General features: G+C 68.2%; 16 protein-coding genes. 5 read left to right on the forward strand and 11 right to left on the reverse strand.

The features are described 5' to 3' along the window. Positions 1-5: 5 nt before the first annotated feature. From eno to ACTOWK_RS10525, 6 genes are all read right to left on the reverse strand, one after another. Positions 6-1,292: a phosphopyruvate hydratase gene (gene eno, locus ACTOWK_RS10500; protein WP_441330117.1), complete on the reverse strand. Its 1,287-nt coding sequence runs from the start codon at positions 1,290-1,292 to the stop codon at positions 6-8. A 268-nt stretch (positions 1,293-1,560) separates the two neighbouring features. Beyond that, complete coding sequence (gene kdsA, locus ACTOWK_RS10505; RefSeq protein WP_441330118.1) at positions 1,561-2,394, reverse strand: 3-deoxy-8-phosphooctulonate synthase; 834 nt, start codon at positions 2,392-2,394, stop codon at positions 1,561-1,563. 107 nt (positions 2,395-2,501) lie between these two features. Continuing rightward, positions 2,502-2,804: a hypothetical protein gene (locus tag ACTOWK_RS10510; protein ID WP_441330119.1), complete on the reverse strand. Its 303-nt coding sequence runs from the start codon at positions 2,802-2,804 to the stop codon at positions 2,502-2,504. Further along, positions 2,801-4,459: a CTP synthase gene (locus tag ACTOWK_RS10515; RefSeq protein WP_441330120.1), complete on the reverse strand. Its 1,659-nt coding sequence runs from the start codon at positions 4,457-4,459 to the stop codon at positions 2,801-2,803. The genes ACTOWK_RS10510 and ACTOWK_RS10515 overlap by 4 nt, the downstream gene beginning before the upstream one ends. A 332-nt stretch (positions 4,460-4,791) precedes the next feature. Beyond that, the gene (locus ACTOWK_RS10520) at positions 4,792-5,178 is read right to left on the reverse strand and encodes a DUF488 domain-containing protein (protein ID WP_441330121.1); all 387 of its coding nucleotides are present in this window, start codon (positions 5,176-5,178) and stop codon (positions 4,792-4,794) included. Positions 5,179-5,299: 121 nt separating this feature from the next. After that, positions 5,300-5,527, reverse strand: coding sequence for a hypothetical protein (locus tag ACTOWK_RS10525; protein WP_441330122.1), 228 nt, complete (start codon positions 5,525-5,527; stop codon positions 5,300-5,302). A 332-nt stretch (positions 5,528-5,859) separates the two neighbouring features. Here ACTOWK_RS10525 and parE point away from each other — a divergent pair, with 332 nt between their 5' ends. Together parE and ACTOWK_RS10535 are read left to right on the forward strand one after the other, a co-directional pair. Continuing rightward, complete coding sequence (gene parE / locus ACTOWK_RS10530; protein WP_441330123.1) at positions 5,860-7,779, forward strand: DNA topoisomerase IV subunit B; 1,920 nt, start codon at positions 5,860-5,862, stop codon at positions 7,777-7,779. A 484-nt stretch (positions 7,780-8,263) separates the two neighbouring features. Beyond that, on the forward strand, positions 8,264-8,662 hold the full coding sequence (locus tag ACTOWK_RS10535; RefSeq protein ID WP_441330124.1) for a hypothetical protein: 399 nt from the start codon (positions 8,264-8,266) through the stop codon (positions 8,660-8,662). A 39-nt stretch (positions 8,663-8,701) separates the two neighbouring features. On the opposite strand, the gene ACTOWK_RS10540 is transcribed toward ACTOWK_RS10535, so the two are convergent. From ACTOWK_RS10540 to ACTOWK_RS10560, 5 genes are read right to left on the reverse strand one after another with little or no spacing between them, the layout of a single operon-like run. Then, complete coding sequence (locus tag ACTOWK_RS10540) at positions 8,702-9,958, reverse strand: winged helix-turn-helix domain-containing protein (RefSeq protein ID WP_441330125.1); 1,257 nt, start codon at positions 9,956-9,958, stop codon at positions 8,702-8,704. After that, on the reverse strand, positions 9,955-10,761 hold the full coding sequence (hutG, locus tag ACTOWK_RS10545) for an N-formylglutamate deformylase (protein WP_441330126.1): 807 nt from the start codon (positions 10,759-10,761) through the stop codon (positions 9,955-9,957). Before hutG ends, ACTOWK_RS10540 begins: the two co-directional genes overlap by 4 nt. Positions 10,762-10,770: 9 nt before the next feature. After that, entirely contained in the window at positions 10,771-12,942 is a 2,172-nt protein-coding gene (locus tag ACTOWK_RS10550; protein WP_441330127.1) for a S9 family peptidase, read from the reverse strand. Between the two features lie 55 nt (positions 12,943-12,997). Next, complete coding sequence (gene gorA / locus ACTOWK_RS10555) at positions 12,998-14,386, reverse strand: glutathione-disulfide reductase (RefSeq protein ID WP_441330128.1); 1,389 nt, start codon at positions 14,384-14,386, stop codon at positions 12,998-13,000. After that, positions 14,383-15,657 (reverse strand): NAD(P)/FAD-dependent oxidoreductase, encoded by a 1,275-nt coding sequence (locus ACTOWK_RS10560; RefSeq protein WP_441330129.1) that lies wholly within the window; start codon positions 15,655-15,657, stop codon positions 14,383-14,385. The genes gorA and ACTOWK_RS10560 overlap by 4 nt, the downstream gene beginning before the upstream one ends. Before the next feature lie 657 nt (positions 15,658-16,314). On the opposite strand from ACTOWK_RS10560, the gene ACTOWK_RS10565 reads away from it, so the two are divergent. From ACTOWK_RS10565 to ACTOWK_RS10575, 3 genes are all read left to right on the forward strand, one after another. Next, on the forward strand, positions 16,315-18,111 hold the full coding sequence (locus ACTOWK_RS10565) for a M4 family metallopeptidase (RefSeq protein ID WP_441330130.1): 1,797 nt from the start codon (positions 16,315-16,317) through the stop codon (positions 18,109-18,111). 74 nt (positions 18,112-18,185) lie between these two features. Next, complete coding sequence (locus tag ACTOWK_RS10570) at positions 18,186-18,350, forward strand: hypothetical protein (RefSeq protein WP_441330131.1); 165 nt, start codon at positions 18,186-18,188, stop codon at positions 18,348-18,350. 208 nt (positions 18,351-18,558) lie between these two features. Beyond that, positions 18,559-20,157, forward strand: coding sequence for a M4 family metallopeptidase (locus ACTOWK_RS10575; RefSeq protein ID WP_441330132.1), 1,599 nt, complete (start codon positions 18,559-18,561; stop codon positions 20,155-20,157). Positions 20,158-20,406 lie beyond the last annotated feature (249 nt).

Here is a 20,406-nt window from a genome sequence, read left to right on the forward strand (position 1 = left end):
CGCGCTCAGCGACGCAGCGACACGAACGCATCGCGTCCGGCGTACTTCGCCGCGGCGCCGAGTTGCTCTTCGATGCGCAGCAACTGGTTGTACTTGGCGACACGGTCGCTGCGGCACAGCGAGCCGGTCTTGATCTGGGTCGCGGTGGTCGCCACCGAGATGTCGGCGATGGTGGTGTCCTCGGTTTCGCCCGAACGGTGGGAGACCACGGCCGCGTACTTGGCCGCATCGGCCATCGCGATCGCTTCCAGGGTCTCGGTGAGGGTGCCGATCTGGTTGACCTTGATCAGGATCGAGTTGGCCACGCCCTTGTCGATGCCTTCCTTGAAGATCTTCGGATTGGTCACGAACAGGTCGTCGCCGACCAGTTGCACCTTGTTGCCGATCTTCTCGGTCAGCAGCTTCCAGCCGGCCCAATCGTCCTCGGCCATGCCGTCTTCGATGGTCACGATCGGGTACTGCGCGGCCCAGCCGGCCAGGAAGTCGACGAACTGCTCGCTGGTCAGGCGCTTGCCTTCGCCGACGAGGTGGTACTTGCCGTTGTCGTAGAACTCGGTGGAGGCGACGTCCAGGCCCAGCAGGATGTCTTCGCCGGCCTTGTAACCGGCCTTGCCGATCGCTTCGAGGATGGTTTCCAGCGCTTCCTCGTTGCTGCGCAGGTCGGGGGCGAAACCGCCCTCGTCGCCGACCGCGGTGCTGAGGCCGCGGCCCTTGAGCACCGACTTCAGCGCATGGAACACCTCGGCGCCGGCGCGCAGCGCCTCGGCGAAGGTCGGCACGCCCACCGGCAGGATCATGAATTCCTGCAGGTCGACGTTGTTGTCGGCATGCGCGCCGCCGTTGATGATGTTCATCATCGGCACCGGCAGTACCGCGGCGCGATCGCCGGCCAGGTACTTCCACAGCGGCAGCTTGCGCGAAGCGGCGACCGCATGCGCGTTGGCCAGGGACACGCCGAGCAGCGCGTTCGCGCCCAGGCGGCCTTTGTTCTCGGTGCCGTCCAGATCGATCATGCGGCGGTCGAGGCCGGCCTGGTCGGTCGCGTCCAGGCCCTTGAGCGCCTGGGCGATGGTGGTGTTGACGTTCTCGACGGCTTTGCGCACGCCCTTGCCGAGGTAACGGGTCTTGTCGCCGTCGCGCAGTTCGACCGCTTCCTTGCTGCCGGTCGAGGCGCCGGAGGGGACCATGGCGCGGCCGAAGCTGCCATCGGCCAGGGTGACCTCGGCTTCCAGGGTCGGGTTGCCTCGGCTGTCGAGGATTTCGCGGGCGTGGATCTGGGTGATCGTGCTCATGTCGGAGGAGTCGGGGTTCAGTGGGAAAGGGGTCGGGACGAACGATAGCCGAGTTCGCGGCCGGCCCGGGTGGGCGCCGTCGAAATTGGCGACATTCGGTGGCGGATCGAATCGATCCGGAGGGGCCGCGCGGACACGGTGCGGGCGGCGCGGCGGAACCGCACCGGCCAGCCCGATGTGTGCTGGCCGGAACACGAACGGGACGACGAATGTCCCGGCCCAGCGACGGCCGCGCTGCGGCAGGGTTCGAACCGCAACGCGGGCCGCATCAGAAATCTTGTTCCAAAAAGCCGTTCTTCTTGGTGATGCGGTCCAGTTCGACCATGGTCTCGAGCAGCGCGCGCATCTTCGGCAGCGGCACCGCATTGGGGCCGTCGGACAAGGCTTCCTCGGGGCGCGGGTGGGTTTCCATGAACACCCCCGACACGCCGACCGCGATCGCCGCGCGCGCCAGCACCGGCACGAATTCGCGCTGGCCGCCGGATTTGCCGTCCATGCCGCCGGGCAACTGCACCGAGTGGGTCGCGTCGAACACCACCGGGCAACCGGTGTCGCGCATCACCGACAGCGAACGCATGTCGCTGACCAGGTTGTTGTAACCGAAGCTCGCGCCGCGTTCGCAGGCCATGATGTGCTGGTTGCCGGTGGCCTGGGCCTTGGCGGTGACGTGCTTCATCTCCCACGGCGACAGGAACTGGCCCTTCTTGATGTTGACCGGCTTGCCGGCGCGCGCGACCTTCTGGATGAAATCGGTCTGGCGGCACAGGAAGGCCGGGGTCTGCAGCACGTCGACGACCGAGGCGACCTCGTCCATCGGCGTGTACTCGTGCACGTCGGTCAGCACCGGCACGCCGATCTGGCGCTTGACCTCGGCCAGGACCTTGAGCCCCTCCTCCATACCCGGGCCGCGGAAGCTCGTCGCCGAGGTGCGGTTGGCCTTGTCGAAGCTCGACTTGAAGATGAAGGGGATGCCGAGCGCGCCGGTGATCTCCTTGAGCTGGCCGGCGACGTCGAGCTGCAATTGCATCGACTCGATCACGCAGGGGCCGGCGATCAGGAAGAAAGGCTGGTCGAGGCCGACGTCAAAGCCGCAGAGTTTCATCGCTTGCTTCCTGAATTCATGAGTACGAAGGAATCTTCATCGGTGGATGCCGCGCTCGCCGCGGACAAGCCCGGCGATCGTGGCTTGGCGGATCGTGGCCTGGCGAATCATGGCCCGGGCCCGCTTAAGCGTTTCGAACGCGCCGCGCCGACCAGCCACAGTACGCCCCCGATCAAGCCCAAGGGTCCGGCGACGGCCAGGGTGATGGTGAACATGCTCGCGCCCAGCAGGCCGAGGCCGTCGGCGCCTTCGCCGAGGATCGCCCGATACGCGAGGTATCCGGCGGCGACCGCGCCCAGCGCCAAGCCCATCATCCAGCGGCCGGCGCCGCGAAAATCGTTGCGTGCAGGCCGGCCGACGCTCGCCCGCGCTTGCGCGCCCGGGTCCGGGTCGGCCGGAGCCGGATTCAACCGGTGACCTCGCGCAGCAGCTTGCCGCCGGCCTTGGCCTCGCGCGCGGCGCGCACGAAACCGATGAACAACGGGTGGCCGTCGCGCGGCGTCGACAGGAATTCCGGGTGCGCCTGGCAGGCCAGGTACCAGGGGTGCTCGCTGCGCGGCAGTTCGACCATCTCGACCAGCAGGTCGTCCATCGACTTGGCCGAGATCACCAGGCCGGCGTCCTCGAGCTGGCTGCGGTAGCGGTTGTTGAACTCGTAGCGGTGGCGGTGACGCTCGCCGACCACGTCGCGGCCGTACAACTCACGCGCCAAGGTGCCGGGCTTGATCCGCTGGTCCTGCAGGCCCAGGCGCATGGTGCCGCCGAGGTCGCTGGTTTCGCTGCGGCGTTCGACTTCGCCGGTGGCGGTGCGCCACTCGGTGATCAGGCCGATCACCGGATGCGGGCTGTTCTTGTCGTTCTCGGTGCTGTTGGCGTTGTCCAGGCCGGCGACGTGGCGCGCGTAATCGACTACCGCCGCCTGCATGCCGTAGCAGATGCCGAAGTACGGGATCTTCTGCTCGCGCGCGTAGTTCGCGGTCGCGACCTTGCCTTCGAAGCCGCGGTCGCCGAAGCCGCCCGGCACCAGGATGCCGTCGACGCCCTTCAGCGATTCCACGCCGTCGCGCTCGATCTCGCTGGATTCCAGCCACTTCAGCTTGACCTTGGTGCGCTGGCGCAGGCCGCCGTGCTTGAGCGCTTCCGACAGCGACTTGTAGGCGTCCTGGTGGTCGATGTACTTGCCGACCACGGCGATGGTGACCTCGTCGACCGGATGCTCGGTGGCGTCGACCACTTCGTTCCATTCGCGCAGTTCGGCCGGACCGGCCTGGATGCGCAGGCGGTCGAGGACGATCGCGTCCAGGCCCTGCTCGTGGAACCACTGCGGCAGCTTGTAGATGTTGTCGAGATCGACCGCCGAGATGACGGCTTTCTCGGGCACGTTGGTGAACAAGGCGATCTTGCGGCGGTCGCTGTCGGGCAGCGGCTGTTCGCTGCGGCACAGCAGCACGTCGGGCTGGATACCGATCGAGCGCAGTTCCTTGACCGAGTGCTGGGTCGGCTTGGTCTTCAGCTCGCCGGCGGCGGCGATGAACGGCACCAGGGTCAGGTGCATGAACAAGGCGTGTTCGGGGCCGCGCTCGGTGCGCAACTGGCGGATCGCTTCGAGGAACGGCAGCGACTCGATGTCGCCGACCGTGCCGCCGACCTCGACCAGGGCGACGTCGAAGCCTTCGGTGGCCTCGACGATGCAGCGCTTGATCTCATCGGTGATGTGCGGGATGACCTGGACGGTGCCGCCGAGGTAATCGCCGCGGCGTTCCTTGCGGATCACGTTTTCGTAGATCCGGCCGGTGGTGATCGAATTCTTGCGGCTCAGACGTGTGCGCAGGTAGCGCTCGTAGTGGCCGAGGTCGAGGTCGGTCTCGGCGCCATCGTCGGTGACGTAGACCTCGCCGTGCTGAAACGGGCTCATCGTGCCCGGATCGACGTTGATGTAGGGGTCGAGCTTCATCATCGTCACGCGCAGCCCGCGCGCTTCGAGGATGGCCGCCAACGAGGCTGCCGCGATGCCCTTACCCAAGGAGGACACCACGCCGCCGGTGACGAAAATCAGGGGAGTCATGGATTTTGCTGCCGCTGGAAAGCCGCAGTTTACAGGCTGACGGCTTGGCCCGCGACTGCTTGACAGCGCCGGCGATCGCCCAGGCGCCCCGGAAAGCCCGATGCGGCAAGGCCTGCGGCGGAAACGGCGGTCTATCGGCTCGGACCGTTCCGGCCCTGGCGATTGCGGCCGGAACCGCCCGAGAGCGTTCTCGCAGATCGCGCCACCCCAGCTTTCAAGGGTAGGAGCGGCGCAAGCCGCGACCGCGCCACTTCGCCCGCCGGCGCGGGTTACGGCTCGTGACCGCAGAATTCCCCGTGGGACGCCGCCCCAACCCCGGGCCGCCACAGACCTCAGGCCAGCTTCGCGCCCTTATCGGCCAGCAACTCGCGCAGCACCGAGCGATGGCAGCGCGCCTCGTCCTCGCAATAACAGCCCACCGAGAAATCGCTGTGCTGCGACAGGGTCGCCAGCAATTGCAGGATATGGCCATTGTCCGGGGTGGCCATCTCGGCCCGGTACTTGCGCACGAAGGCGGTCCGTTGCGCCGGGGTCTGCGCTTCCTGGCCCAGCTTGATCGTGTCCGCGCTCGGCGCCAGGTTGGGAAACCACACGTCGTACCAGTCCCGGGTCGCGAATTCGCTCTTCGGCACCCCGCGCGGCGGCCGCCGCACCGTGCCGATGCGGGTGCCCTCGCCCTTCAGGCGCGGGCTGCCGAGTCTCACGATGCGGATCGCCATGACGGTCTCCTGACTGACGGTCCTTCGATGCTACCGGCTTCAGCAACGAAAACGCCCCGGCGAGCCGGGGCGTTTCGTAGAAACGTGGGTGCATACCGCAACCCGGATGATGCGACCCGAATTACTTGTCGCCTTCCTCTTCCGGCTCGACTCCGCGGTCGCCGGACTGCTTCTTGTCGGCCTTGGCCTTCTTCTGCGCCTCGGCCTTCTTCGCATCCTCGGCTTTCTTGGCCTCTTCGGCCTTCTTGGCGTCGGTCTGCGGGTCCTGCTGCGCGAAAGCGGCAGGCGCGGCCAACATGGCCAGGGCGGCGGCGATGGCGGCGGGGAGCACGAGCTTGCGGATGTTCATGGTGTGGCCTCCTGACGGAATGGGGACCGGCGCGACGGGCTGCGCCGTGTGTCGTGGGCAGTGAGCCAATCGGCGCACCGCTTCCCTGAGCGACGCGGCGGACCCTAACCCCTACCCCCATGCTGGTGGCTGAATCGACCGATATCAACCCGCCACGCCACGCCGGCGCGGCCTCCGTTCGAGCAGGCCGGGCCGCCGTCTCAGCCGGTCTCGCCAGGCGAGACGCAAGTGGGCCAAGCTTCTTACCCACTCTTCACGTCGTGCGGCTTGACCACCTAGCCCGCCGTCGCCATTCTCGCCGCTCCGAACACCACGGCCACGCCCTCCAGTTAATGAGCAGTCGCTATAACGCCGCCGACATCGAAGTCCTTTCCGGGCTGGACCCCGTCAAACGACGCCCGGGCATGTACACCGACACCACCCGCCCGAACCATCTGGCGCAGGAGGTCATCGACAACGCGGTCGACGAGGCGCTCGCCGGCCACGCCCGCAGCATCGAGGTCGTCCTGCACGCCGACGGCAGCTGCGAGGTCTCCGACGACGGCCGCGGCATGCCGGTCGACATCCACCCCGAGGAAGGCATCCCCGGCGTCGAACTGATCCTCACCCGCCTGCACGCGGGCGGCAAGTTCAGCAACAAGAACTACACCTTTTCCGGCGGCCTGCACGGCGTCGGCGTGAGCGTGGTCAACGCGTTGTCCAAGCTGGTCGAAGTGCACATCAAGCGCGACGGCAACGAATACCGCATGACCTTCCAGAACGGCGACCGCGCCACCCCGCTGGAAGTGGTCAACACGGTCGGCAAGAAGAACACCGGCACGCGCGTGCGCTTCTGGCCCGACGCGAAGTATTTCGACACGCCCAAGTTCAACCTGCGCTCGATCAAGCACGTGCTGCGCGCCAAGGCGGTGCTGTGCCCCGGCCTCAACGTCAAGTTGTTCGACGAGGCCAGTGGCGAGCGCATCGAGTGGTACTTCGAAGACGGTCTGCGCGACTACCTGTCGGGCGAGCTGCGCGACAGCCAACCGCAGCGCGAGTTGCTGCCGCCGGACCTGTTCGTCGGCCAGCTCAAGAAAGACACCGAAGTGGTCGACTGGGCGGTGGCCTGGGTGCCCGACGGCGAGCTGGTGCAGGAAAGCTACGTCAACCTGATCCCGACCGCCCAGCACGGCACCCACGTCAACGGCCTGCGCACCGGCTTCACCGACGCACTGCGCGAGTTCTGCGACTTCCGCAACCTGCTGCCGCGCGGGGTCAAGCTGGCCCCGGAAGACGTCTGGGACCGGGTCGCCTTCGTGCTCAGCATCAAGATGACCGATCCGCAGTTCAGCGGTCAGACCAAGGAACGCCTGTCCTCGCGCCAGGCCGCCGGTTTCGTCGAGGGCGCCGCCCACGACGCCTTCTCGCTGTGGCTGAACCAACATACAGAACTCGGAGAGCGCATCGCCCAGCTGGCGATCGAGCGCGCCGCCGCGCGCCTGAAGACCGAAAAGCAGATCACCCGCAAGAAGATCACCCAGGGCCCGGCCCTGCCCGGCAAGCTCGCCGACTGCAGCTCGCAGGACCTCTCGCGCACCGAGCTGTTCCTGGTCGAGGGCGATTCGGCCGGCGGCAGCGCGCGCCAGGCCCGCGACAAGGACTTCCAGGCGATCCTGCCGCTGCGCGGCAAGATCCTCAACACCTGGGAAGTCGCCTCGGGCAGCGTGCTCGGTTCGCAGGAAGTGCACGACCTGGCGGTCGCGATCGGCTGCGATCCGGGCAAGGAAGACATCAGCGGCCTGCGCTACGGCAAGGTGGTCATCCTCGCCGACGCCGACTCCGACGGTTTGCACATCGCGACCTTGCTCAGCGCCCTGTTCCTGCGCCACTTCCCGGCACTGGTCGCCAGCGGCCACATCTTCGTGGCGATGCCGCCGCTGTTCCGCGTCGACGTGGGCAAGACCGTGTTCTATGCCCTCGACGAGGAGGAAAAACGCATCCTCCTGGAAAAGATCGAGCGCGAGAGAGGCGACCGCAAGAAGGGTCTCAGCGGCCCGGTCAACGTCACCCGCTTCAAGGGCCTGGGCGAGATGAACGCCTCGCAGCTGCGCGAGTCGACCATCCACCCCGACACCCGCCGCCTGGTCCAGCTGACCATCGACGACAACGCCCAGACCCATTCGCTGATGGACATGCTGCTGGCCAAGAAGCGCGCCAGCGACCGCAAGTCCTGGCTCGAAACCAAGGGCGACCTGGCGACCCTGGAAGTCTGAGCCTCGCCCTCCGCTCGTGCGATACCAAACGCCGCCTTGTGCGGCGTTTCTTTTGAGATGCCCGCACGCCTCGTGCGGCGTTTCTTTTAGAGTGTCTGCCGCCTTGTGCGGCGTTTCTTTTAGTTAGAGTGTCTGCCGCCTCGTGCGGCGTTTCTTTTGAGATGCCCGCCGCCTTGTCCGGCGTTTCTTTTTTGGGACTTATCCCAACCTGCCACACTGTTTTTTTGACGCCGTCCGCTGCCCGCACGGGATTTCCGCCGAGACCGTCGCGACCGCCGCGTGCGGCCTTCGACATCGACGCATCGGTCTTTCGCGAAGCGTTTCCTTTTCGCAACAACCGCCTTGCGGCGTTCTCTCCGGCATCACGCCGTCATGCCGCGGCTTGCGGCAGCTTGGACGCAACGATGGGCCAGGAGATCGATATGGAAGGACGCCCCGGCCACCCTGCCCGCTCTTGGCGGGCGCCCTGCGGAGGGACCGCGCCATGCCGGTTGAACGCGCCGAAGGCGCTTTGAGCGAGCGCGATGCCGATGCCTACGCCGAAACGCTGGCCGACGCCTTTCCCGACGCCGGCGTCGAGTACGCGCGGCCGCGTTTGTTCGGCGTGCTGGCCTGGTTCGCGCTGTTGCTCGGCCCGGTGCTGGCCTGGCTGTTCGTGTTCGGCCTGACCCCGGACGACAAATGCGGCACCTGGAGCCTGCAGTGCACCGGCCGCGCGATCCTGTTCACCGCGGCGAGCTGGCTGTTCGGCAGCCTGCTCGCGATCGTCGCGCTGTTCCGCCGCGAACGCCACAGCATCGCGGTGCCGGCGTTGGTGCTGAACCTGATTCCCCTGCTAGGCCTGATCGCGGCCTGCGTGGTGATCGTGCAGCGCTCAGGCTGAGCCGGCGCGATCTCTCCCTGCTGGCTTCGACGCTTCGACTCAGGCCCGCGCCGCCAACGCCGCCTTCAACGGCTTGGCGAAGGCCGCCGGCCGGCAACGCGTCAAGCGCACCGTCGGTGTTTCGTGCCAACGCGCACAGTCGTCGATCGCGCGGGCGATTTCGGCGGCGAGGCTCTCGTCGGCGACGACGCCCTCCTCCAGGTACAGCGCCTTGACTTCGAACACGCCCTCGGCGCGGTGCGCTTTCGCATCCAGGCGCCCGACCAGGCGGCCGCGCACCAGGATCGGCAGGACGAAATAGCCGTAACGGCGCTTCGGCTCCGGCGTGTAGCACTCCAGGGTGTAGTCGAAGCCGAAGAACTCGCTGGCGCGTTCGCGATCCCAGACCACCGGGTCGAACGGCGACAACAGGGTCGAGTGGGTCGCGCGCAAGCGCCCGGCCGCGGCCGATGCGAGCGAGTCGGCATGATCGCGGTGGACATAGCCCGGCGCGGCCCAGCCCTTGACCTCGACCCGCAGCAGGTCGCCGGCCTCGACCAGCTCGGCCAGGTCGGCGTCGCGCAGGCGCGGACGCAGCCGGTAGTAATCGGCGATCCAGCGCGCCTGGGCGATGCCGAGCGCGCGCACCGACTTGAGCAGGGTGTCGCGCCGCACCGCCGCGGCGTCGATCGACGTGCTGTCCCAGCCGGGCACCGCCACGCCGGCCACTCGCTCGGCCAGGTCGTAGACGCGGTGGAAGTTGTCGCGCCGCGCGACCATCAGCTCGCCGAGGGCGAAGCCGGCTTCGAGCCAGCGCTTCTCGTCCTTCCAGCCCCACCAGCCCCCGCCGGCAGTCGCGGGTTCGCGTTCGAAGTCCGAGGACTTGACCGCGCCGAGCTCGCGGATGTGCCCGAGCAGGCGATCGATCTTGGCGCCGCTGCTCTGGCGATGACGCTGGGCGCTGCGGATCGCCCAGTGATGCGCGCGCTGCGGCAAACCATTGCGATGCAGCAGGTAATCGCTCATCGGCGCGAAGCAGGCTTCGTGCGCCCAGACCTCGAAGATTTCGCGCTCGGCCAGCAATTCCTCCAGCCAGCGCGCGCGATAACCGCCGACCCGCGAAAACAGCACCAGATAGGGGCTGCGCGCGACCACGTGGATGGTGTCGATCTGCAGTAACTGCATGCGCACGATGGCGGCGAGCAGATCCGGCCGGCGCGCGCGGCGGCGCGGCCGGGCCAGCAGGCCTTGCGCGGCCAAATGCAGCGCCCGCGCCTGGCCGAGGGTCAGCAGCGGCGCCGTCGGCGCCTGGGTCATGCGTCGTCCGCGTCGAGGGTCGCGCGCAGCAAGGCCTCGATCACCACCTGCAGGCGCACCGCCTTGCTTTCGTCGTAGGCGAAGGAGGCCTCGTTCATGTAGTTGCGCTGGCTGATCTCCAACTGCACCGCCTGCACGCCGATCTCGGGGTCGCCGTAGTGACGGGTGATGTAGCCGCCCTTGAAGCGGCCGTTGGCGACCCATTCGTAGTCGCTCTGCGCCGCCAGGATGCGTTCGAGCCGGGCCTGCAATTCCGGCAGGCAGCTCTTGCCGGCAGCGGTGCCGAGGTTGAGGTCCGGCAGACGGCCTTCGAACAGGAACGGCACTTCGCCGCGGATCGAATGGCCTTCCCACAGCACCGCGCGGCCGTGCTCGCCGCGGATGCGGTCGAGCTCGGCAAGGAGGGTGTCGTGATACGGGCGCCAATACAGTTCGACGCGTTCGGCGACCTCGTCCGGCGCCGGCGCCTGCCCTTCGAGGTACACCGCTTCGCCGCTGAACTGCACCGCCGGACACAGGCCGGTGGTGTTCTGTCCGGGATACAGCGAGGTGTCGTCGGGCGGACGGTTCAAGTCGACCACGTAGCGCGAATAGCTCGGCACGATGATCGAGGCGCCGAACGCGCGGGCGAGTGCGTACAGGCGCGACACGTGCCAATCGGTGTCCGGCGCGCGCCGCGCCGAGGCGACCATGCGCGCGGACAGCGCGTCGGGGATCAGCGCGCCATCGTGCGGCAGGCTGATCAGCAAGGGCGCGGTGCCGCGGTGCAGGCGGTAGACGGGTTCAGTCGGGTGCGGCGTCATGCGTTCGGCTCAATCGGCGCCGGGCTTCAGCTGCCGGCGGAAGAACTCCATGGTACTGCGATGGACCTGCAGCCAGGTCGCGTGGCGCAGGAAGAAATGGTCCTCGTCGGGCAGCACCAGGGTCTCGACCGGCACGCCGCGCGCGCGCAGGCGCTCGACCAGGTCGACGCTCTGGGCGAACTTCACCGCGCGGTCGTCGTCGCCGTGCACGAACAGCACCGGCGAACGCCAGCTGTCGACGTGCGCCATCGGCGAGGATTGCCAGGCCAGCTCCAGCTCGTCCGGCCCCAGCCCCCACAGGCCGCTGTTGTCGCCACCCTTGGCGCTCTCGCGCCAATCGTGGACGCCGTGGCGGTCGAGCCCGGCCGCGAACAGGTCGGAATTGCGCGCCAGGGCCGAGGCGGTCAGAAAGCCGCCGTAAGAGCCGCCGTAAATGCCGATCCGGCGCGCGTCGATGTCGTCGCGCTTGGTCAGATAGGCGTGTGCGGCCAACACGTCCTGATACTCGCTGAAGCCGCGCGGGCCCTGTTTCTCGGCGCGTCGGAAGGCTTGCCCGTAATTGGTGCCGGCGCGGAAATTCAAGGCCAGCACCACGAAGCCCTGGCTCGCCAGCCACTGATTGCTGGCGTAGTCGGCGTAGTAATAGCTGCCGTAGTGCCAGCCCGGCAGCATCTGCCGGACCGGGCCGCCGTGCACGTAGACCAGCGCCGGGCGCTTGCCCTTGAACGAGGCCGGCGGCTCGAACACGGTGGCGTGCGAGACGACGCCGTCGCTGGCGCGCAGGCTCAGCGTTTTGGGTTCGACCAGGCGGTCGATCGGAAAACCCGCCGGCAACTGCGCCGGGAAGATCCGTCGCAGTTCGCCGCCGCTGCGGGGCATCACCGCGATCGCGCTCGGCCGGCGCGCATCGGCATGACGGAAAGCCAACCACTGCCCGCCGGCGACCGCGACCGGCTCGGTCGCGATTTCGTGCTTGCCGGTCAGCAGTGTCTGCGCGGCGCCTTTGGCGTCGACCGCGAACATCTGCCGGTAATCGAGTTCGGCGCAGTTGCCGCTGAAGAAGAAGCGGCCGTCCTCGGCCAGTACGCTGGTTTCGGCCTCGCATTCGCCCCGGCTCAGCGCGACCGGCTCGCCGCCCTCGGGCGACAGCGCGTACCAATGCAGCCAGCCGCTCTGTTCGGAGCTGAACAGCAGACGGTTGTCGCGGCTCCACTGCAGCGGGTCAGGCTCGGCGAACTGGGCGTAACCGCCAGCGTGATCGTTGGAACGGAACACGCGTTTGGCCTGACCCGTGGCGGCGTCGGCGACCCAGATCTCGAAAGGATTGGCGCGGGTCAGGTCGAACTGCTCGCCGTTGCGCGCCGCGGCCATGCGCAGGAAGGCGATGCGGCGGCCGTCCGGCGACCAGGCCGGGTTGCTGTCGCGATTGAAGTCCGCGCCCATCCAGCGCACCGTGCGCGCGGCCAGGTCGAGCACGCCGATGAAGCTATGGTCGCCGCGGTCGCTGATGAAACTCAGCAACTTGCCGTCCGGCGAGAACGCCGCCGCGCTGTTGCTGCCGCGGGTCTTGATCAGGGCTTCCTTGCACCAGTCCGGCGCCTTGATGCCGGGCACCGCGTAACAACCGAGCATGCGCCCCTGCACCAACAGCGCGTCGCCCTGCGGCGCGAACTGCATGCCGCGGCCGGCGCCGATGCGCTGCGGCTTGCCCGAACCGTCGCTGGCGACCACCCACACCGCCTGCTCCTGGCCGTCCGGGTCGCTGGTCGGGTTGCTGTTGTTGCCGGCCGCGTCCGGCCCGCTGCCGCGCACATAGGCCAACCAGCGGCCGTCGCGGCTGAGCTGCAAGGGACCGATGGCCTGGCCATCGTCTTCGTCGTAGGCGGTGAGCTTCTGCGGCGCGAAGCCGGGCGCGCGCGCCGTCCACACGTTGCGCACGCCCTGATCGTTCGACACCCAGGCCAGCACCGGCGCATCGCTCGCGCCGATCATCTGGTCGGGCCGCGGCACGCTGAGCAGGTCGGCGATGTCCATCGCCGGTGCCGCGGTGGCGGCGACGGCCGAGGCGCTCGTCGCCAAGGCCAGCGCGGCGAATGAGGCCGTGCCCAATAAAGCCGTGCTCGAGAAAATCGCGGCGCCGATCGCGCCGGCGCGCACCCAATGACGTCCCTGCTGATTCATCGCTGCCCCTGCTCGGATCGCCTGCCTGGCGCGCGCCGCGCGGCGATCGCCGCCGCTAGCGCATCAGCACCACTTCCTCGGCGCTGGTCGGATGGATGGCGACCGTGTCGCGCAGGTCGTCGAGGGTGATGCCGCGCTTGAGCGCGACCGCGAAGCCTTGCAGCATCTCGTCGGCGGCCTCGCCGAGCAGATGGATGCCGACCACGCGGCGTTCCTGGCCGACGCAGACCAGCTTGAACAGGCTGCGCTGCGGCGACTCGGCCAGGGCGTACAGCATCGGCCGAAATCCGGCGCGATAGATGTGCAGATTGTCACCATGTCGCGCCCGCGCCTCCTCCTCGGTCAGGCCGACCCGGCCGATCGGCGGATGCGAGAACACCACCGTCGGGATGTCGTTCTGGTCGAGCCGGCCCTCGCGGCCGCCGTAGACGCGATCCATGAGCCGGCGCGCAGCGGCGATCGCCACCGGCGTCAGCTGGGCGTCGGGAGTGACGTCGCCGACGGCGTGAATGTTGACGACGTTGGTTGCGTGCAGCTCGTCGACGACGATGTGGCCGCGCGGATCGAGCGTCACGCCGACGCGCTCCAGGCCCATGCGCTGGGTGCTGGGGCGGCGCCCGGTCGCGAACAGCACTTGGTCGAAGGGCTCGCTGAGCGAACCGTCGGCGCCGCGCAGGCGCACGCGCGAGCCGTCGGCTTCGAGCGCCGCGACCGCATGGCCGAAATGCAGGCGCACGCCGTTCTGGCGGTAGTCCTCGGCCAGTTGCGCGGTCAGTTCGGCGTCGAATGCTTCGAGCAGGCGCTGGCCGCGCACGAACACCTCGACCTGGCTGCCGAGCGCCTGCAGCACCCCGGCGAGCTCGACCGCGATATACCCCGCACCGATGATCGCGACGCGTTCGGGCGCGGCGCACCACTGGAAGAAATCGTCCGAAGTCGCGCCGAGTTCGGCGCCCGGGAGCTCCGGCTTGACCGCGTGGCCGCCGGTCGCGATCAAGATGCGCGGCGCGCTCAGGCGCGCGCCGTTCTCGCATTCGACCGTATTCGCGTCGAGCAACTGCGCGCGCATCGGCAGCACGGCGATGCCGGAAGCGTCGAGACGGCGCCGGTAGCTGTCGTGGATGTTGGCGATGTAGCGCTGGCGATGGACGATGAAGGTCGGCCAGTCCAGCGCGCAGGGCCGTTTCGGGTCGGCGTCGATGGAGAAACCCAGCGACTGCGCCATGCGCAGCTTGCCGGCGATGTCGGCGGCCAGCCACATGGCTTTCTTCGGCACGCAGCCGACATTGACGCAGGTGCCGCCGAGCAGCGAGGGCTCCAGCAAGGCCACGCGTGCGCCGTGTTCGGCGGCGCGGAAGGCGCCGGCGAGGCCGCCGGAACCGCCGCCGATCACGATCAGGTCGAATTGGCTGCTGCCGTTGCTGGCTTCGAGGGGCGTGCTCATGCGAAGCGCTCCGGTCGATAAGGATGCGGATCGATCGCGGTCTCTCGCCCGGCGATCAGGTCGGCGACGAGCTGGCCGGTGCCCGCGCTCATGCTTACGCCCATCATGCCGTGGCCGGTCGCCAGCCAGAGCCCTTCGCAGGCGGGCACGCGGCCGATCAGCGGCACGTCGTCGACGCTCATCGGCCGCCAGCCGTACCAGCGCTCGCGCTCGACCGGGCCGACCGGATGGTGCAGGTATTCGGCGGCGCCGCGTTCCAGGGCCGCGAGCCGGCGCGGGTTGAGGCTCTCGTCGTAGCCGGAGAATTCCATGGTGCTGCCGAGGCGGAAACCGCTGTCCCACATGGTCACGCAGACCTTGCGCTCACGCAGCACCACCGGCCGGCGCGGCATCAGCGGCGGCCGGTCGTAGGTGATCGAATAGCCCTTGCCCGGCTGCATCGCGCGCTGCAGCGACGGCAGGCCGATCGCATCGGACAGCTTCGGCGTCCAGGCGCCGATGGCGACCACGACGTCGCGCGCCCGCAGCACCCCCAGGCTGGTGTCGAGTTCGATCTCGGCACCCTCGCGACGCAGGTCGCGCAGCGCGCATTGCTCGGTGAAGCGGCCGCCGCGCTCGCGCACGGTGCGCGCGAGTTCGGCGACGTAACGGTCGGGCCGCAGCACGGCGTCGTGGTCGAAACGGATCGCGCCGGCGACGCCGGGCTTGAAGGCCGGGTCCTGGGCCTCGTAGGCGGCGCCGTCCATCAGGCTCACCCCGATGCCGAATTCGCGCAGCAGGTCGAGTTCGAGCTGGCCGCTGGCGAAAGCCTTGGCGTCGCGGAACACATAGTCGACACCGGCGGTGTCGAATTCGCAGACCAGGCCGTAGCGCCCGACCCAACTTTCCAGGCGTTCGCGCGAATCGTTGAGCAGGGCCGACTTGGCCTGCGCGCTGGCCCGCCAGTCGCGCTCGTTGCAGCGCGTGGCGAAGCGCAGCAGCCAGCCCCACAACTGCGGATCGAGCTTGGGATGCACGTACAGCGGCGCGTCCGGGGTCAGCATCCAGCGCAGGGCCTGGGCGATCACGCCCGGCGCGGCCAGCGGCGTGGCATGGCTCGGGGTGATGGTGCCGCAATTGCCGTGCGAGCTGCCGCCGCCGATGCGGCCGGCATCGATGACCCGCACCGAGCGCCCGCTTTCGAGCAAGGCCAGGGCGCAGGTCAGGCCGATCACGCCCGCGCCGATCACGATCGCGTCTTCGCCGCCCGCGGCGGCCGTTCGCTGTTCCACCCCACCCACCTGTGCTTCGCGCATTTGCCCTGTCAGCCAGTCCGGTTCGTTGTCGCGTGGCCGGGCCGCAGCGTCGCCGCCGCGGCCCCGGGTGCCGCCGGGAACCGCTCGGCACGTTCCGCATAGTACTAAGACTGGGCCGCGACGAGCGCCGCGGGCTTTGCGGCTTGGGGCGGGCGGCGCCGCGCTGCGGGCTGTCGCGAGGGGCTGCACGGCGAACGGAACGCTGCGATCCATCGATGCCGACCGCGTCGACTGGCGATTCGCCGAGCGATTCGCCGTACAGCGGCGCATGCAAGGCCGCGGCGATGGGCAATCTCGACACCTCGTCGCCGCGCATCGAGCCCGCGATCCGCTAGCGCGTCCACCGCGTTTTCGCCTATCGCGCCGGTTCTGTGACCAAGCGCGAAATGCGGGTCGCCGTTACGTGACCGCTCGCACCGATTTTTCATTCAAGCACAGCGGGCTGGAGGCCTAACGTCACTGCAGGCCCACCGTCCGACTCACGCAGACGCCACCGCTGCACACCCGATAGGCCGATCCCTCCAAGCCGAACGTCCCCCGTCGCAACCGACGAAGGGCGCCGCCGGAGGCTGCGAAAAACCAAGCAGAGCACCTCACAAAACACGACCGTTACCTTCATTAGGGGATCCACCCATGCAACTGAAGACCGCTGTATTGAGCACCGCCATCGTCGGCGCCATCGCCGTGTTGGCGAGCGCGTCCCTGTCGAGCTCGGGTTCGACCACGTTCGCCGCCGCGCCCGCCACCGCGCCCGCGGCCACCCCCACCGGCGCCCCTGCCGCTGCCGGCGCCCTCGCCAGCGCCGCCGCGCAGCATCCGGCGCGGGCGCCGAGCCAACTCGCGGTCGGCGCCCGCTCGGGCAGCGACCTCGTCGCCGCCTCGACCTCGTCCGAGCAGGCCGCGGCTTCGCCGGCCGCGCAACGCGCGCGCGGCCTGCTGGAAACCGTCGCTGCCGATGAAGTGCATCGCGCAAAAGCCGACGGTTTCGTCGCCCGCGACGTCATGATCGACCGCGACGGCACCGAGCATGTGCGCATGGAACGCACCTACCGCGACCTGCCGGTGGTCGGCGGCGATCTGGTCGTGCATTCGCGCAACGGCGAGCTGAAGTCGATCAGCCAGGGCGACAATATGCGCACGTTCGGGCGTCCCGCCATCGAACCGAAGATCAGCGCCGAACAAGCCAAGGTCGAAGCCGGCGCGGCATTCGACGGCACGGTCACGGCGATGACGCCGGCCGCCCTGGTGATCTTCGCCCGCGGCACCGAACCGACGCTCGCCTATCAGGTCGACGTCAGCGGCGACCGCCGCAACGACCCGGCGCCGGGCCTGATCAGCTATTACCTCGATGCTGCCACCGGCAAATTGCTGCAGGAAGACGACCGCGTCCATTCGGCGGCCGCCAACGGCACCGGCAAGACCCTGACCTTGGGCAACGTCGGCCTGGTCGGCAATTCGATCAGCGGCGGCTACACCCTGACCGACCCGACCCGCGGCAATGGCCAGACCCTGGATGCGCGCAACCAGTCCGGTACCTCCGGCGCGGTCGCCTTCAACGACAGCGACAACGTCTGGGGCAACAACACCACCTCCGACCGCGCTTCGGCCGCGGCCGACGCTCACTACGGCGTCGCCGCCACCTTCGACTACTTCAAGAACGTGCACGGCCGCAGCGGCATCTTCAACAACGGCCAGGGCGTGAAGAGCTATGTGCATTACGGCCCGGCCAACCTGGTCAACGCCTACTGGACCGGCAGCGCGATGGTCTACGGCGACGGCGACGGCGTGACTTATCGCCCGCTGGTCGCGCTCGACGTCGCCGGCCACGAAATGGCCCACGGCGTGACCGGCGCCACCGCGCGCCTGGGCTACTACAACATCAAGGACAGCGGCGGCCTCAACGAATCCACCTCCGACATCTTCGGCACCCTGGTCGAATTCAGCGTCGGCAACGTCAACGACCCAGGCGATTATCTGTTGGGCGAAGAGGTCTACATCAACAACCCCGGCGACACCAAGGCGCTGCGCCTGATGTTCAAGCAGGACGCCGACGGCCGCTCGTTCTCGTGCTACCCCGTCGGCGGCTTCACCGCCTCGCAGACCGGCCAGAACGGCAAGTACGACCCGCACCTGAGCTCGGGCGTGGGCAACCGCTTCTTCTATCTGCTCGCCGAAGGCGCGGTGAAGCCCGCCGGCTTCAACTACACCCCGGCGCAACTGGTCTGCAACGGCGACGCTTCGATCGCCGGCATCGGCCGCGCCAAGGCCGGCGCGATCTGGTACCGCGCGCTAACCCGTTACTTCGTCTCCAGCACCACCTACCCGCAGGCGCGCACCGCCACCCTGCAGGCCGCCACCGATCTCTACGGCGGCACCTCGAACGAGTACAAGGCGGTCGCCCGCGCCTGGAGCGCGGTCTCGGTCAACTGATCCCCGTATTACCAGGCAAGACCCGGAACGGCCCGCGCGAGCGGGCCGTTCTTTTTTGTCACCCTGGCTACGGCATGCGCAAGCGAATGCGCAGCGCGGAATCGCGGGGCCTGCCGCGTGAGCGATCCATAGGCTTCATCGCGGCGGTTTCGTTCAGCTACCCGAATCGAAATGTGCTTAAAGCGCTGCGCTGCGAAAAATCAAGCGAGGCCGCAAAAACAGCGCGAAAAATCCCGTGACGAGCATCGAAAGAAACCGTGACGCAATGCCGCATGACAACAGTTTCAAATGAACCCATTGTGGATTCGTCATGACGTTTGGCACAGGTAATGTGCCACGCATCGTGAATGTGCCAAGGGCGAACACGCCCTGGCGAATGTGTTCAGTACGCCTTCCACGGAAGGCTCGCACTTAGCCGCTACAGCCAAAGGGTCTTTACGAATGCACATGCAAGTCCGCCTTCTCGCCGCCGCCGTCGTCTCGGTACTCGCCGCCGCTCCCGCTGTTGCCGCCAACCCCAATGCCTCTGCCGCCGCCGGTCGCGCGCGCGGCCTGATCGACAATGCCGCCGCCGTTGCCACCCAGCGCGCCAGCGCCGATGCGTTCACCGTGCGCGATGTGGTCGTCGACCGCGACGGCAGCGAACACGTCCGTTTCGACCGTACTTACCAAGGCCTGCCGGTGATCGGCGGCGACGTCGTCGTGCACTCGCGCAACGGCCGGTTCAAGCACGCCAGCCTGTCGCTGAAGTCGAGCGAACGCCCGGGCCTGGCCGCATCGATCAAGGCCGACGAGGCGATGGTCGCCGCGGGCGCCGACTTCCAGGGCAAGATCGACGAAGTCAGCAGCAACGGCCTGGTCGTGTACGCGCGCCGCGCCAAGCCGGTGCTGGCCTACGAGATCCGTCTGCGCGGCGTGTCCGACCGCCAGGGCGAAGCCGACATGCGCTACTTCGTCGATGCGCGCAACGGCAAGGTGCTCGACAGTTGGAACATCATCCAGACCGCGGCCGCGGTCGGCACCGGCCAGACCCTGTTCCTCGGCGATCTGTCGATCGCCACCAACTCGACCGCCAGCGGCTATGAAATGGTCGACACCACCCGCGGCGGCGGCAACACTCGCGACGGCGTGGGCAAGGAAATCTCGACCGTCTACAGCTCGGCCGCGGTGATGACCGACGCCGACAACAACTGGGGCAACAACACCGAGTCCAGCGTCGCCAGCGAAGCCTCCGACGCGCATTACGGCGTCGCCGCGACCTGGGACTATTACAAGAACGTGTTCGGCCGCAACGGCATCTTCAACGACGGCGTCGGCGTGAAGAGCATCGTCAACGTGCTGTTCCGCACCCAGGGCGGCCGCACCGGCGGCAACGCCGGCTGGTACGGCGCACCGTACAAGTTCATGGCCTACGGTCTGGGCACCTCGACCTGGTACCCGGTGGTCGCGCTCGACGTCGCCGGCCACGAAATGACCCATGGCGTGACCGAAGCCACTGCCGGCCTGGTGTATTCCGACGACGCCGGCGGCCTCAACGAGGCGGCTTCCGACATCATGGGCACGATGGTCGAGTACTACGCCAACAACGCCACCGATGCCGGCGACTACCTGATCGGCGAGAAGATCTACCGCAGCAACCCGGACGGCAAGAAAGCCCTGCGCTACATGTTCCGCCCGGGCGATGCCGATGGCGGCAAGTCGTATAACTGCTACCCGGCCACGGGCTTCGCCGGCGTCGATCCGCATTACTCGTCCGGCCCGGCCAATCACTTCTACTACCTGCTCGCCGAGGGCGCGGTGTCGCCGACCGGCTTCAGCTACACACCGAGCCAATTGGTCTGCAACAGCGACACCAGCATCGCCGGCATCGGCCGCGATGCGGCCCAGCGCATCTGGTACCGCGCGTTGACCGTGTACATGACCAGCAGCACCACCTACCCGCAGGCGCGCACCGCCACGCTCAACGCCGCAAGCGATCTGTACGGCAACGGTTCGACCCAGTACAACGCGGTCGCCCGCGCCTGGAGTGCGGTCTCGGTGAACTGAGCCTGCGGTCCCGGTGAATCGACCGTATCGACAGGCCGCCTTCGGGCGGCCTGTTTTCTTGTGGGGTAGCGAATCCCTCTTGGGTGGCCACACCTTCCCTGTAGCAGTGGCGCGAGCCGCGACCGCGGGACGCGCAGCGATGACATCGCCCTCGTCATCGATCGAAGCGGGCGCGCTTTGCCGGGTAGGAACGGCGCAAGCCGCGACCGCGGGACGCGCAGCGATGGCATCGCCGTCGTCATCGATCGA

Source organism: Lysobacter sp. CA196 (assembly GCF_052078695.1).
In the GTDB taxonomy this organism is placed as follows: Bacteria; Pseudomonadota; Gammaproteobacteria; order Xanthomonadales; family Xanthomonadaceae; genus Lysobacter.